The 12,696-nt window shown below is 68.0% G+C and carries 12 protein-coding genes; 7 read left to right on the top strand and 5 right to left on the bottom strand.

Going from position 1 to position 12,696, the window contains the following annotated elements:
• Positions 1-182 precede the first annotated feature (182 nt).
• Positions 183-350 carry an MbtH family protein gene (locus DL990_RS05250; RefSeq protein WP_125787320.1) on the bottom strand — a complete coding sequence of 56 codons (168 nt, stop codon included), beginning with the start codon at positions 348-350 and terminating at the stop codon, positions 183-185.
• A 28-nt stretch (positions 351-378) separates the two neighbouring features.
• Entirely contained in the window at positions 379-1,584 is a 1,206-nt protein-coding gene (locus DL990_RS05245) for a cytochrome P450 (protein ID WP_125798055.1), read from the bottom strand.
• A 310-nt stretch (positions 1,585-1,894) separates the two neighbouring features.
• On the opposite strand from DL990_RS05245, the gene DL990_RS05240 reads away from it, so the two are divergent.
• The 5 genes from DL990_RS05240 to DL990_RS05220 all read left to right on the top strand — a co-directional run bounded on the left by DL990_RS05240 (position 1,895) and on the right by DL990_RS05220 (position 6,512).
• Positions 1,895-2,518: a class I SAM-dependent methyltransferase gene (locus DL990_RS05240; RefSeq protein WP_125798054.1), complete on the top strand. Its 624-nt coding sequence runs from the start codon at positions 1,895-1,897 to the stop codon at positions 2,516-2,518.
• A gap of 163 nt (positions 2,519-2,681) precedes the next feature.
• A complete protein-coding gene (locus DL990_RS05235; protein ID WP_125787317.1) occupies positions 2,682-3,842 on the top strand; it encodes a DegT/DnrJ/EryC1/StrS family aminotransferase in 1,161 nt (386 codons plus the stop codon).
• Positions 3,839-4,933: a Gfo/Idh/MocA family protein gene (locus DL990_RS05230; protein ID WP_125787316.1), complete on the top strand. Its 1,095-nt coding sequence runs from the start codon at positions 3,839-3,841 to the stop codon at positions 4,931-4,933. Before DL990_RS05235 ends, DL990_RS05230 begins: the two co-directional genes overlap by 4 nt.
• Complete coding sequence (locus DL990_RS05225) at positions 4,933-5,598, top strand: HAD-IA family hydrolase (protein ID WP_125798053.1); 666 nt, start codon at positions 4,933-4,935, stop codon at positions 5,596-5,598. The genes DL990_RS05230 and DL990_RS05225 overlap by 1 nt, the downstream gene beginning before the upstream one ends.
• Positions 5,565-6,512, top strand: a complete 948-nt coding sequence (locus DL990_RS05220) for an ROK family protein (protein WP_125798052.1) — start codon at positions 5,565-5,567, stop codon at positions 6,510-6,512. The genes DL990_RS05225 and DL990_RS05220 overlap by 34 nt, the downstream gene beginning before the upstream one ends.
• Positions 6,513-6,563: 51 nt before the next feature.
• On the opposite strand, the gene DL990_RS05215 is transcribed toward DL990_RS05220, so the two are convergent.
• Both DL990_RS05215 and DL990_RS05210 read right to left on the bottom strand, forming a co-directional pair.
• Entirely contained in the window at positions 6,564-7,796 is a 1,233-nt protein-coding gene (locus tag DL990_RS05215) for a class I SAM-dependent methyltransferase (RefSeq protein WP_125798051.1), read from the bottom strand.
• Between the two features lie 48 nt (positions 7,797-7,844).
• Positions 7,845-9,257 carry an aldo/keto reductase gene (locus DL990_RS05210; protein WP_233599031.1) on the bottom strand — a complete coding sequence of 471 codons (1,413 nt, stop codon included), beginning with the start codon at positions 9,255-9,257 and terminating at the stop codon, positions 7,845-7,847.
• Positions 9,258-9,523: 266 nt separating this feature from the next.
• On the opposite strand from DL990_RS05210, the gene DL990_RS05205 reads away from it, so the two are divergent.
• On the top strand, positions 9,524-10,153 hold the full coding sequence (locus tag DL990_RS05205) for a dTDP-4-dehydrorhamnose 3,5-epimerase family protein (RefSeq protein WP_370451251.1): 630 nt from the start codon (positions 9,524-9,526) through the stop codon (positions 10,151-10,153).
• A gap of 328 nt (positions 10,154-10,481) precedes the next feature.
• Positions 10,482-11,585 (top strand): glycosyltransferase, encoded by a 1,104-nt coding sequence (locus tag DL990_RS05200; protein ID WP_125787313.1) that lies wholly within the window; start codon positions 10,482-10,484, stop codon positions 11,583-11,585.
• A 68-nt stretch (positions 11,586-11,653) separates the two neighbouring features.
• Here the strand turns inward: DL990_RS05200 and DL990_RS05195 are convergent, their stop codons facing one another.
• The gene (locus DL990_RS05195; protein ID WP_233620397.1) at positions 11,654-12,688 is read right to left on the bottom strand and encodes a glycosyltransferase; all 1,035 of its coding nucleotides are present in this window, start codon (positions 12,686-12,688) and stop codon (positions 11,654-11,656) included.
• Positions 12,689-12,696: the final 8 nt, after the last annotated feature.

Raw genomic sequence — 12,696 nt, 5'->3', positions numbered from 1 at the left:
CAGGGGCCACACCGCCGGGTAGCGAAGGGCCCCTTCACTACCCTCAGGGTAGGCAAGGAGGCCTTCACGGACCGGAGAGCGCCGCAGCCCTCACGCCCACTCGACCCGGTGCGCGTGAAGGCCCCCTTCCCTTGGCTCAGCCGAGGGAAGGGGGCCTTCACGCGCTCCCGGTCAGAAACCGGTCACGGGGTCTGCTCGATGGAGGCGAGGCACGCCTGCCGTGTGTCGGGGCCGGCGACCACGCGCCAGCCCGGGGGCACCTCGGCGAAGCGGGGCCAGAGCGAGGACTGGCCCTCGTCGTTACGGAGCACGAAATAGTCGCCGGACTCCACCTCGAACGGGTTGGCCATGAGGATCTCCTTCCGAGGTCCGGGGGCGTCAGAACCGGCGGACCTCGATGGGCAGCCGGTTGACGCCGATCATCGCCCACGGGTTGCGCAGGTTGACCGGGACGTCGTCGCGTACGCGGATGTCGCTGTACCGCTCCATCAGGATGCGCATGGCGATCTTCACCTCGAGCCGCGCCAGCGGCGCGCCGAGGCAGAAGTGCATGCCCTTGCCGAACGTCAGGTGGGGGTTGGGGTCCCGGTGGATGTCGAACCGGTCCGGGTCGGCGAAGACGCGTTCGTCGCGGTTCGCGGTGGTCAGCCACGCCAGCACGAACGCGTCGGCCGGGATCTTCTGGCCGCCGATCTCGGTGTCCTTCGTGACCTGCCGCCCGAGACGGGGGAACGGCGGCCGGTAGCGCATCGACTCCTCGATCGCGGCCGGGATCAGCCCCGGGTCGGCCCGCAACTGTCCCCACACTTCGGGGTTCTCGTGCAGTGCGAGAACCGTGTTGCCCACGGTGGAGGTCGCGGTGACGTGGCCTGCCAGCAGCAGCAAACCGAGAAAACCGACGGTCTCCTCGTCGTCAAGCCTCGCACCGTCGACCTCGACCGCCAGCAGCTTGCTGGTCAGGTCGTCGCCCGGGTTCTTGCGGCGATCTCGGACGAACTCCAGCAGGTGCAGGTTCAGCTCACGCAGCAGCGGCGCGACGTTGTTGACCGCGCTTTCCCCCAGTTCGTCCAGCGACGCCTCCGGATCGACGTTGTGCACCTCGAAGAAGGTGTCGGACAGCCGCCGGACGAATGCCCGGTCGGTGACCGGGATGCCGAGCATCTCGGCGATGACGATGAACGGCAACGGGTAGCCCAGCTCTTCGATGAGGTCCCACTGGTTGCCACGCGCGTCCGCGTCGTCGAGCAACTGCATGGTCACCTCGGTGATCCGCGGCTCCAGATCGGCGATCATCTTCGGGGTGAACGCCCTGCTGACCATGCCGCGCAGCCGTCGGTGCGCCGGGTCGTCCGCCCGGACGAAATTGCCCTTCTTGAAGAGGTCGAAGTCCTCCTGTTTGGGCGCCAGCGGAGCGACATCGGAGGAGTACGTCACCGGGTCGGTCAGCACCTGATAGGTGTCGTGGTACCCGAGCACGTGCCACGCCTGGATCTTCTCGTCGAAATGCACGTCTCCACGCCCGCGCAGCTCGTCGAGATAGGCGAGAAAGTTGGACAGTGTCCGTTCGGACTGCTTTACGCTCATGAACTCACTTCTCTCGTACGGCCCGATTCCGCGCTACCCGTCAGTCACGGTAGTTCCGAGCCGAACCGGACGGACATCCCTCACATTGCTAGTTGTCACCGCACGGGAATGCGCGACGAAAACGCGGGGAACACCGTCAACCCGCGCGATGGCGCGCACTGTCCGGCGTCGGGAACACTTTCCGGCCGCGGCCGGCTTCGTGGAATGGAACGGCGGCGAATTCCCGGAATCGCTGTCAGCTTGAGGGATAGTGGCGCCGTCGCCGGACTTCGTACGGTGAGGCCAATCGACAAAAAGGAGCCAGGCGGATATGGGTGGCAGCCAGGTAGAGAGCTACGACACGCACTACACCGGGGTACCGCTCTGGGACATCGGCCGTCCACAGCTGGCCATGCGCGAGCTCGCCGAGGCAGGTGCCTTCCGCGGCCGTGCCCTCGACATCGGCTGCGGCACCGGCGAGGTCGCGCTCATGGCAGCGGCGCTCGGTCTCCCGGCGGTCGGCATAGACTCGGCGCCGACAGCGATCGAGACCGCGCGACGCAAAGCACGCGAACGCGGCCTGGAAGTGCGCTTCCAGGTCGGGAACGCACTCGAGATCGGCGACCTCGACGAGCAGTTCGACACCGTGCTCGACAGCGCGCTCTTCCACGCGTTCAGCCGTCCGGAGCGGATCCAGTACGCCGCCGGCCTGGCCACCGTCATGCCGCCGGGCGCACGGTTGTTCCTGCTCTGCCTCAGCGACCGCCATCAAGCCGGCCGCGGACCGCGACGGGAGGCACAGGGCGGGATCCGCGCTCTGCGGGTGAACCAGGACGACATCCGAGCCACCTTCGCCGACGGCTGGCGGGTCGACTCGATCGAATCCGCGACTTTGGAGAACACCAGGGACGCGGCCGGGGCGCCCGCCTGGCTGGCCACGATCACCCGCACCTGAGCACTTTCCCGAGGCGAATACTCTCCGAAAGACGCCCCCTTCACTTCGAATTCCCGAAATGGGGCGTCAGTGAATTCCGGGAATCGCCGTCAGCTTGAGGGATGGTGACGACGGAGCCGCAATTCGTATCGTGAGGCCAATCGACAAAAGGAGCAAGGCAGAAATGAGTCCGCAACCCGGGCCGACCTTTCCGGATTGGCCGCAATTCGATGACACCGAACGCCGCGCTCTCGATCGTGCGCTGTCCCAGGGCCAGTGGTGGCGTATGGGCGGCAGCGAGGTGGAGAGCTTCGAGCGGGAGTTCGCCGGATACCACGGTGCCGGTCACGCCCTCGCCGTCACCAACGGAACGCACGCGCTGGAACTCGCCCTGCAGGTGATGGGTGTGGGGCCGGGTACCGAGGTGATCGTGCCCGCGTTCACCTTCATCTCCTCGTCACAGGCCGCTCAGCGGATCGGGGCGGTCGCCGTGCCGGTGGACGTCGACCCGGACACCTACAACATCGACGTGACCGCCACCGCCGACGCGATCACGCCGCGGACCAAGGTGATCATGCCGGTGCACATGGCGGGTCTCATGGCCGACATGGACGCACTGGACAAGCTCGCCTCGGACGCCGGCGTCCGGATCCTGCAGGACGCGGCCCACGCGCACGGTGCCCGCTGGCAGGGCAAGGGCGTCGGCGAGCTGGGCTCGGTCGCGTCCTTCAGTTTCCAGAACGGCAAGCTGATGACCGCGGGCGAAGGCGGCGCGGTGCTGTTCCCGGACGCGGACGAGTACGAGAAGGCGTTCCTGCACCACTCCTGCGGCAGGCCACGCACCGACCGCGGCTACCACCACCAGGTGGCGGGCACGAACATGCGGATGAACGAGTTCTCGGCCGCCGTCCTGCGTGCCCAGCTGGGCAGGCTCGACAGTCAGATCGATCTGCGGGAACAGCGGTGGCGGTTCCTGTCGGCGCTCCTGGCCCGGATTCCCGGTGTCCGGCCGCAGGGCGGCGACTCGCGGGCCGACCGGAATCCGCACTACATGGCGATGTTCCGGCTTCCCGGCTGGTCGGAGGAGCGGCGCAACCTGCTGGTCGACCGGCTGGTCGACGCGGGGATCCCGGCCTTCGCGGGCTTCCGCGCCATCTACCGCACCGCGGCGTTCTGGGAGATGGGCGCCCCCGAGGAGTCCGTCGACGCCCTCGCCAAGCGGTGCCCCAACGCCGACGCGATCAGCCAGGACTGCGTTTGGCTGCACCACCGCACCCTCCTCGCGTCGGAGCAGGCGCTCAGCGACACCGCCGACATCGTGGCAGGCCTGGTGGCCGCCGGATGAGGATCCGCACCGTACTGGTCGGGTTCGGGTGGTCCGGCCGGGAGATCTGGCTTCCTCGTCTGATGGCGAGCAGCGACTACGAAGTGGTGGCCGCGGTCGACCCCGATCCGGTCAAGCGGGAGGCGTTCACCGCGGCGACCGACCGTCCGTCCTTCGACGGAGTCGACGCGCTGCGAGCCGAAGACGCCGACCTCGCGTTGGTCGCCTCGCCCAACCACCTTCACGCGGCCATCGCGCGACGGCTTCTCGGCCGCGGTCTCGCCACCTTCGTGGAGAAACCGGTCTGCCTCACGAGTGCGGAGGCGGACACACTGGCCGAAGCCGAGCGGGCGGGTGGCGGCCGGTTGCTGGCGGGAAGTGCCTTCCGGTGCCGCGCCGACGTGCGGGAGCTGACCGCTCTGGCCGGCGAGCTCGGCCACCTGCGCCACATCGACCTGGTGTGGGAAAGGGCTCGTGGTGTGCCCCGGTCACAGGGCTGGTTCACCAGCCGCGCGGAAGCGGGCGGCGGCGTGTTGTTCGACCTCGGCTGGCATCTGCTCGACGTCTTGGAGACCATCACCGGGCCGGTGGCCTTCGACCAGGTCGTCGCGTCCACTTCGCACGACCACGTCAACGACCCGCGCTGGACAGCGGCCTGGCGGCACGATCAGCCGGTGCCGGAACTCGACGCGGACGTCGAGGACACCGTGCGCGGGTTCCTGGTCACCCGATCCGGTCTGTCCGTGGGCCTTCGCGCCAGCTGGGCGGCGCACTCGGCGAGCCATGACGTCACCGAGATCCGGGTCGACGGGAGCGCCGGCTCCGCGACCCTCCGGACCACCTTCGGCTTCAGCCCGAATCGGGAGCCCCGGCCGCGGCTCAGCGTCGTACGGCGAGGCCGGACGAGCGAAGTCGCGGTCCCGGCCGAGCCGATCGGCACCGAGTACACCCGTCAGCTCGACGACCTCAGGGACCGCCTCGCCGATCCATCGGCGCGCGGATCCGCGATCGCGGGCGTACGGCGGATCGTCGGCACGATCGAGGCACTGTACGCGGCCTCGGCGACCCCGCTCCTGCCCGCCGGACCGGTCACGGCAGCGGCGGCGACCTGATGGAGAACGTAACGATGCGCAGTGTGGTGATCTTCGACCTCGACGGCGTCCTGGTGGACAGTCACGAGGTGATGGGACGGGCCTTCGCCGCGGCATACGCGGAAGTGGTCGGTACCGGACCGGCGCCGTTCGCCGAATACCAGCGTTACCAGGGCCTGTATTTCCCGGAGATCATGCGGCGCATGCGCCTGCCACTGGAGATGGAGGAACCGTTCGTCCGGGAGAGCTACCGGCTCGCGGATCAGGTGCCGGTGGTGAACGGGGTGGCCGATCTGCTCCGGACGCTCCGGACGCGCGGGTTCCGGCTCGCCGTGGCCACCGGGAAGGCCGGGCCGAGGGCTCGCTCCCTGCTGACCACACTCGATCTGATCCAGCACTTCGACCACGTGGTCGGCTCGGATGAGGTCGTCAACGCCAAACCCGCCCCGGATATCGTGCTGCGCGCGCTCAGCCTCCTCGACGCGGAGCCGGACGCGGCCATCATGATCGGCGATGCCCCGGCCGACATCCGCAGCGCCCAAGGCGCCGGGGTGACCTCCGTGGCGGCGACCTGGGCGACCGTCGACAAGGACGACCTGATGGCGGCCGGTCCGGATCTGGTCATCCACTCCCCCGGTGAACTGCTGCCGATATGCCCACCGGTGTCGGTGCCGGGACGGCGGTGACGTCGACCTGGCTCGGCATCGACTTCGGCGGCACCAAGGTGGCGCTGCGAACGGAGACCGACGGCGGGGAAGTCCGCGAGCACGTCTTCCCGTGGCGCGGGCGCGGCCTGGAGTCCGACCTGACCCAGCTGGCGGCCGAGATCGCCCGGTTCCGGCTGCGGATTCCGGGTGGCTACGCCGGGATCGGGGTCGCGCTACCGGCCACGGTGGGAACGGACGGGTTGGTCGCGGCCTGGCCGAACCGCCCCGAGTGGATCGGCCTGGATCTGCGGCGGACATTCCGCTCGGTCTTCGGGGACGCCCCCCTGCGCTGGGCCGACGACGGGGATCTGGGCGCTCTGGCCGAGGCGCGGGCGCTCGGTTGCCCCGACCTGCTCTACGTCGGAGTGGGCACGGGAATCGGCGGTGGCCTGGTCGCGGGCGACACGCTCGTGCCGGGGCCGGAGCGCGGCTCCTTCGAACTCGGTCATGTGGTGACCGACCCGCAGGGGCGGCTCTGCGGGTGCGGGCGCCGCGGATGCCTGCAGGCCGGCGCGTCCGGGCCTGCCACGTTGGCTCGGGCGACCCGGCTGCGTGGCACCCCGGTCGGGCAGGCCGAGCTCCGCGATGGCCTACTGGCCGACGAGGAGTGGGCGGTCCAGGCCGTGGACCGCACCTGCCACCTGCTCGCGGTGGCCATCACCGGGGTCCGGGAGCTCCTGCACCCTGGCACAGTCATCCTGGGGGGCGGTTTCGCGGCCGGAGTGCCCGGGTTCGCCGACCGGGTCGCGCGCCACGTGGCGGCCTTGGCCCGGCCGGGTGTGCCTGCCCCCGTGGTGCGGGCGTCACAGCTGGGCCCACTGTCCACATTGCACGGCGCGGTCGCGCTGGCTCGACTGCTCGGGTCGGCTCCGCTCTGGCGTGCCGTCCGGTAGACGCGGCCAGGCCGCGCCGAGAACGGCGCGCCGTTCTCGGCCGCGGGGACGTCACACTACTTCGAGGGCGGGCATCGGGAAGACCAATTTGCCGCCCGCGGCAAGGAAATCCCGCTCCCGTTCGAGGAAACCGTCACGGTAGATCCACGGCAGTACCAGCAATTGATCCGGCCGGCGGGCCTTCGCGTCATCCTCGGACACGATCGGGATCCCGGTGCCAGGGGTGAAACACCCGGCCTTCTCCGCGCTGACCTCGCCGATGACCGGGAGGTCGGCTGTGCCGAGTCCGCAGTACTGGAGGATGACGTTGCCTTTGGTGGAGGCGCCGTAGCCAAGAGTCGTACGTCCCTGTGCCCGTGACTTCGCCAGGAACTCGACGAGTTGTTCTCGCTGCCGCTCCGCCAGTCGCGCGAAGGATTCGTAGGGGGCACGGTCGGCCAACCCTGCCTCGGCCTCGCCCCTCCGGATTCGGTCCAGCGCCCCCTCGTCGGCCGCGTGCCCGGCTCCGTCCCGGCAAAGTACCGCGCGAAGGCTGCCACCGTAGACGCTGGTGATTTCGGCGGTCAGCACGCGCAGACCGGTACGTGCGGCCATCCACTCGATCTGCTCGAGCGCGTAGTACTCGAGGTGCTCGTGGCACACGATGTCGTACGAACCGGTTTGCAGCATCGACGGCAGGTAGCTCTGCTCCATGAGCCAGACACCGTCGTCGGCGAGGACGTCGTGGACGTCGCGCATGAACCGCATCGGCTGCGGCAAGTCGTAGAACATGGCAACCGACGTGACGATTTTCGCCCGTCTATCGCCATAACGGGCGAAAAACTCCTCCGCGGTGAAGAAGTCGCTCACCAGGTCCGCTTCCGCCGGGTAGAGATGCCCGAACTTCTTACCGACGAGGTCGAAGCCGACCAGTTTCGGCGCATCCGGGAGATAACCGCGCAACAGAGTGGCGTCGTTGCTGCCGATGTCGACCACCACGTCCGCCGGTCCGATCTCCACCATACGCCGGAGTTTCGCCACGATGTCGCGAAGGTGGTTCACCATGAAGGGGCGAATGCCGGACCGGTAGCCGTAGCCGTCGTTGTACATCAGCTCGAAATCGGCGCTGTCCCGCAATTGCACCAACCCGCATCCCGGAGGCGCGCACTTCACCAGTTCCAGGGGAAAGGCTGGGACGACTTCATCCCGAGTACGGGGAAAGACGCCAGTGAGACACTGTTCTCCCAAATTGAGTACCGATTCGATCTCGCGATTTCCACAAATACGACAAGCATCAATGCGCATTTACCAGGTATCCGTTCCGATAGATCTGTCCAGCCGGTCCCTCGGTGATCATCCCAGCCAAGCTTCCGGCGCAGGTCCTCCTGACCACGAAACGGGGAAGATCGACTCCAGTTCGTCCATTTCGTCGTCGGCGAGCTTCAGGTGTGTCGCGCGAAGTGCGGAGTCAAGCTGGTCAGGGGTACGAGGGCCGATGACGGCGCCAGTGACGCCGGGTCGAGACAACACCCAGGCCAGCCCCACTTCGGCGGGGTCCGCGCCCACGCTCTGGCAGAACTTCTCGTAGGATTCGACAGCCGACCGAAGCGCGGGAAGCGATGCTTGCGCCCTGCCCTGCGCGGACTTGACCGCCGTGCCCTCCCGCAACTTTCGCAGTACGCCACCGAGCATCCCGCCGTGCAATGGCGACCACGCGAACACACCGACCCCGTACGCTTCAGCTGCCGGCATCACTTCCAATTCGGCATGACGCACGGCCAGATTGTAGAGGCATTGGTGAGCGACGATGCCGAGCCGGTGCCTGCGGGCGGCATTCTCTTGGGCGGCGGCGATATGCCAGCCTGCGAAATTGGACGATCCGACGTAGCGCACCTTTCCACTCGCCACCAGGACGTCCATCGCCTCCCAGACCTCGTCCCATGTCGTCGTCCGGTCAACCTGATGCGGCTGGAATATGTCGATATGGTCGACGCCGAGACGGCGCAGAGATCCTTCGCAAGCTGCGATGACATGCCGGGACGAGAGGCCGCCGTCGCCCGGCCGGTCGGTCATCTGGCCCCCGACCTTGGTGGCCAGCACGATGTCCTCCCGCCTGCCACCGCCGCGGGCGAACCAGCGCCCCAGCAGCTCCTCTGTGTGTCCTTTGTGGACCCTCCAGCCATAGATGTCCGCGGTGTCAATGCAATCGATCCCGCGTTCGCGCGCATGGTCCAAGAGCCGCAGCGCGTCTTCGTCCGGCACGCGGCCACTGAAGTTCACAGTACCGAGCCAGAGCCTCGTGGTGCGGAGCCCCGACCGGCCAATCGGCACGCGTTCCGCGAGACTCGGGCCTGTTGTCATCGTGAGCACCCCCGTCGGTTCCCGAAAGTCGAGCGGGACCGCAGTTATTCTGCCGCTCCAGTGCCGCTCAAACAACGTTAAGGTGGGTAGTCGAGTCCGCGGTTTTGGAGCTCGCGAAGCGGTGAAGCGGACGGGCGACGAGGCCGTCGTTTCCTGGCGAAGATCGAGTACATCCGCTGCAGCGAACGAGAACCGGGCGACCCGCGTCTCTCCGGCCTGGATGTCGAGCGCGGCGTTGATCAGGTGGGGGTCGTCCCGGTCCCGCCCCCACGACGATGTCAACGGGTCGACGGCGCTGCCAGTGGGAGCACGCGAAGAACTTGCCAACGCAAACTTCGAATGGACAGAATCCTGGTATCGTACGAAATGAACAGAGGTCGGCATCGGAATGCACTGCCGCGTCATGTTCGAAACCCTCCACACCCACTGTGTCCGGGAACTGGGCAAGGCGACACCTCGTTCAGCGGACCTATAGGGGAGTCATGGTTTCCCGGCCACCGCACGTGGCAGTCCGAGGAGGGTCGCCGTTTCTACCGAACTGACACATAGCGACCACGTCAACATTCAACTGCGCGGTGTTTCCCAACTGCGCAGTGTTCTCAACTGCGCGGTGTTTCTCAACTGCGCGGTGTTTCTCAACAGCGCAGCGTCGACGACGTACGCTCGGAAGGTTGGCTGACCCAGTGCGTGTCCGCGAGTTGAAGGTGGCCGGTGCGTTCGAGTTCACGCCGGATCCGGCGCCGGATCGACGTGGGCTGTTCGTCGCACCGCTCCAGGACGACGCGTTTGTCGGTGCGGTCGGGCACAGGTTTCCGGTAGCTCAGGTGAACACCGTGGTCTCGAAGCTCGATGTGTTGCGCGGACTGCATTTCACCCGCACGCCCGGACAGCGCAAGTACGTCCATTGCGTCGCCGGGCGCGCACTGGATGTGATCGTCGACCTCAGGGTCGGCTCACCGACCTACCTGATGTCGGATGTCGTGGAGATGGACGCCGAGTCCTTCCGAGCCGTCTACTTTCCGATCGGAACGGCGCACGCGTTCCTGGCGCTGGCGGACAACACGGTGATGTCGTACCTCGTGAGCACCCCTTATCGGGCAGAGCTGGAACTGGCGATCGATCCGTTCGATCCGGCGCTGAACCTGCCGTGGCCGTCGGACCGTAAAGTCATCCGCTCGGATCGGGATACCGTGGCGCCGCTCCTGGCGGATATGCGGCGGGACGGCCTGCTGCCCGATTATGCGGACTGTCTCCGTATATCCCGGGAAACAGGCTATGCCGGGGAGGGCAAGGCGATTTGACCTGCGCCCCGGCACGGTCGGGGTAGGAGGTTTCGCCGCCGGACTTCCGTTTGCCGGCCGCGCGAAGCCTTGTCAAGCCGAGGGATGCCGGTTCGGCGCGGCCGCCGATAGCCTGCTGAATGTGGCGGATAGGGTCTCGCCTCGATCTTCACCGAGCAGGAAACGATGGCGGACCGCGCGGCTGTTCCAGGACCTTTCCGGACATCCTCGATAACGACATCGAAGCCCTGATCGGCGCCTGCAAGGACTACGGCCCGGACGCGGCGAACCTCTTCCTCGTCATGACCGGCCCGCTCTCAATCGAGACGGAAAGGGCCCACGAAGGCTCATGAGAATCCTGTTCGCCGCCGTTCCCGCGCCAGGCCACGTCCTGCCACTGCTGCCGCTCGCGGACGCGGCGATCGACGCCGGTCACGAAGCCGCCTTCCTGGCCGCCGACTCCGCGGCGCCGTTTCTCGCCGGTCGGCGCCTGCTCCCGGCGGGCCCGTCCGTCAAGGAGTTGATCGTGGTGAACCTGGAGCGGGCCGGCCCCGCGCGCACCCTCGGTCCGGGTCTGGTCGAGCTCCTGGCAGGTACCAGAGTCGACCTGACCTGGGACGACGCGCTCCGTCAGGGGCAGCGATACGAACCCGACCTGATCGTGGGCGAGTCGCTCGATTTCGTCGCACCGCTGCTGGCGGCCCGGCTCGACGTGCCTTGGGCCTCTTACGCGATCTCCGGTCCGCTGCCCACCGAGTTCGTCGACGGGATCCGGGAGCGAACCAGAGAGCAACACGCTTCTCGTCTCGTGACACCACGAGACCGGTTGGCGCTGCTCGATCCCTTCCCCGAATCCCTTCTCCTGCGGACCGACCCGGCCCCGGAGTCCGGCCGGATCACGATCCGTTTCAGCGGAGTGGCCGTCGAGGTCGCCGGGCAGCCGAGCCGTCCTGTCCCGCCGCGCCGGCCGAACGTGCCAAGGGCGCTGGTCACCATGGGCACCAGCGTCGGCGAGGGCAACCCGGCGCTGGTCGCCGGCCTCGCCCAATCCGTCGCCGAGGCGGGATTCGACGTCCTGGTCACCGCGAGCCCGGAGCAGGCGCACCTTGGTCCGCGGGTGCGAGCAGTCGGGTTCGCTCCGCTGCCCGAACTGCTGGCCGGCGTCGACGTGGTGATCGGCTCGGCCAGCGTCGGAACCCTGCTGGCCACGCTCGCGGCCGGCGTACCCAGCGTGCTGTTGCCGGTGTTCGCCGATCAGCCGACGAACGCGGAGCGCGCGGCGCGCCGCGGCGCGGCCCGGATGATCGACGACCCGAACGAGGTAGGCCTCGCCGCCTGCGAGGTACTCGACGACCCGAGCTTCCAGCAGGCGGCACGGGAGGTGGCGAAGGAGACCGCGGCGATGAACTCGCCACGGCAGGCGCTGACCGAACTGCTGACGCTATACCCCTGAACGCACGACGGCGGCCGAGGACGGGCGGCTTTACGCACGTGGCGAGATCGGGTAGCCGAGGGACCGCGTCAAAGGAACTCGGGAAACCGGGACACGATCTCAGCGGGACCCGGCATGGCGGCGATCTCCTCAGCGAGGGCCTTGGCCGCTTGCCCGACTCCGGGATCGGTCAGCAGCTCACCGGCCGCCGCGGCGATCGCCGCGGCGGGGACGACGGCGCCAGCTCCGGGACCGTCCTCCATCCGTTCGACCCCCTCGGGCAGCAACCGTCTCCCTGCCCCGACAGCGGACAGCGCGTCGGCGTTGCGGAACCCGTCGAATCCGAAAGGCAGCAACAGTTGCGGCACGCCGGCGCCGGCAAGGCCGAGCGTGGTTCCGGCGCCGCCGTGGTGCACGGCGAGATCGACCAGGTGCAGCAGTTCACCTTGCGGCACCCAGCTTTTGAAACAAACGTTCTCCGGCAACGAACCGAGATCGGCCGCCGAGATCCCCGGCGCGGCCACCACCACGTCGACGTCCAAAGCCGAGAGCCCGTCGACGGCGGCGCGCAGCCTGCCAAGGTCGCCGATCTTGGTGGTGCCCAGCGTCAGATAAACCACTCTGCGTCCCCGCCCGGCGGAGATGATCTCCGGTAGCTCGCCGGGTTCGCAGAAGGGCACCGGGCGCAGCGGCACCCGTTCGGGGTTGTCCAGGAACGAAGGATCCTGCATCGATGGCGGATAAATGTCCAGATACGGGTCCCCGAGAAGGTGCTGCCCCTGGCTCAGCTCCACTCCGATCTCGGCGGCGACTTCACGGAGAAGTCCCATGCCCTTCCGCCACTGGTCGTCCTGGTCGACCGACCCGACCCCGCCGCAGGAGTGGCATACCGCGGGAATACCCATGCGGCGCGCCGCCAGCCCGGCTCCGGGGTTGCCCGCCTCGTAGACCACCAAGTCGGCTTGCTCCGCCCGCAGCACGGACAGCAGATCGGCGGCCATCCGGCGGGGCAGCACATCGTGGAACGCCCGGATCCCGCGCTGCAGCCATTCCTGAATGGGAAGTTCCCCGGTCTTCCCCGCGTCTCCCCCGGCTGCGGCCTCGAAGGCCTCCGGAATGGTCATTCCGGCCG

Origin of the sequence: Amycolatopsis sp. WAC 01416 (genome assembly GCF_003947485.1) — a bacterium.
In the GTDB taxonomy this organism is placed as follows: domain Bacteria; phylum Actinomycetota; class Actinomycetes; order Mycobacteriales; family Pseudonocardiaceae; genus Amycolatopsis.
Note: the sequence above shows the minus strand (reverse complement) of the source record. Positions and strands in the feature narration are given on the sequence as shown.

Bases quoted from the DNA above. Each gene is read 5' to 3' on its own strand.
- DL990_RS05220 (WP_125798052.1), top strand. From the start codon at position 5,565: ATGCCCACCGGTGTCGGTGCCGGGACGGCGGTGACGTCGACCTGGCTC.
- DL990_RS05245 (WP_125798055.1), bottom strand. From the start codon at position 1,584: ATGAGCGTAAAGCAGTCCGAACGGACACTGTCCAACTTTCTCGCCTAT.
- DL990_RS05215 (WP_125798051.1), bottom strand. From the start codon at position 7,796: ATGCGCATTGATGCTTGTCGTATTTGTGGAAATCGCGAGATCGAATCG.
- DL990_RS05230 (WP_125787316.1), top strand. From the start codon at position 3,839: ATGAGGATCCGCACCGTACTGGTCGGGTTCGGGTGGTCCGGCCGGGAG.
- DL990_RS05235 (WP_125787317.1), top strand. From the start codon at position 2,682: ATGAGTCCGCAACCCGGGCCGACCTTTCCGGATTGGCCGCAATTCGAT.
- DL990_RS05195 (WP_233620397.1), bottom strand. From the start codon at position 12,688: ATGACCATTCCGGAGGCCTTCGAGGCCGCAGCCGGGGGAGACGCGGGG.
- DL990_RS05210 (WP_233599031.1), bottom strand. From the start codon at position 9,257: ATGACGCGGCAGTGCATTCCGATGCCGACCTCTGTTCATTTCGTACGA.
- DL990_RS05240 (WP_125798054.1), top strand. From the start codon at position 1,895: ATGGGTGGCAGCCAGGTAGAGAGCTACGACACGCACTACACCGGGGTA.
- DL990_RS05225 (WP_125798053.1), top strand. From the start codon at position 4,933: ATGGAGAACGTAACGATGCGCAGTGTGGTGATCTTCGACCTCGACGGC.
- DL990_RS05200 (WP_125787313.1), top strand. From the start codon at position 10,482: ATGAGAATCCTGTTCGCCGCCGTTCCCGCGCCAGGCCACGTCCTGCCA.
- DL990_RS05250 (WP_125787320.1), bottom strand. From the start codon at position 350: ATGGCCAACCCGTTCGAGGTGGAGTCCGGCGACTATTTCGTGCTCCGT.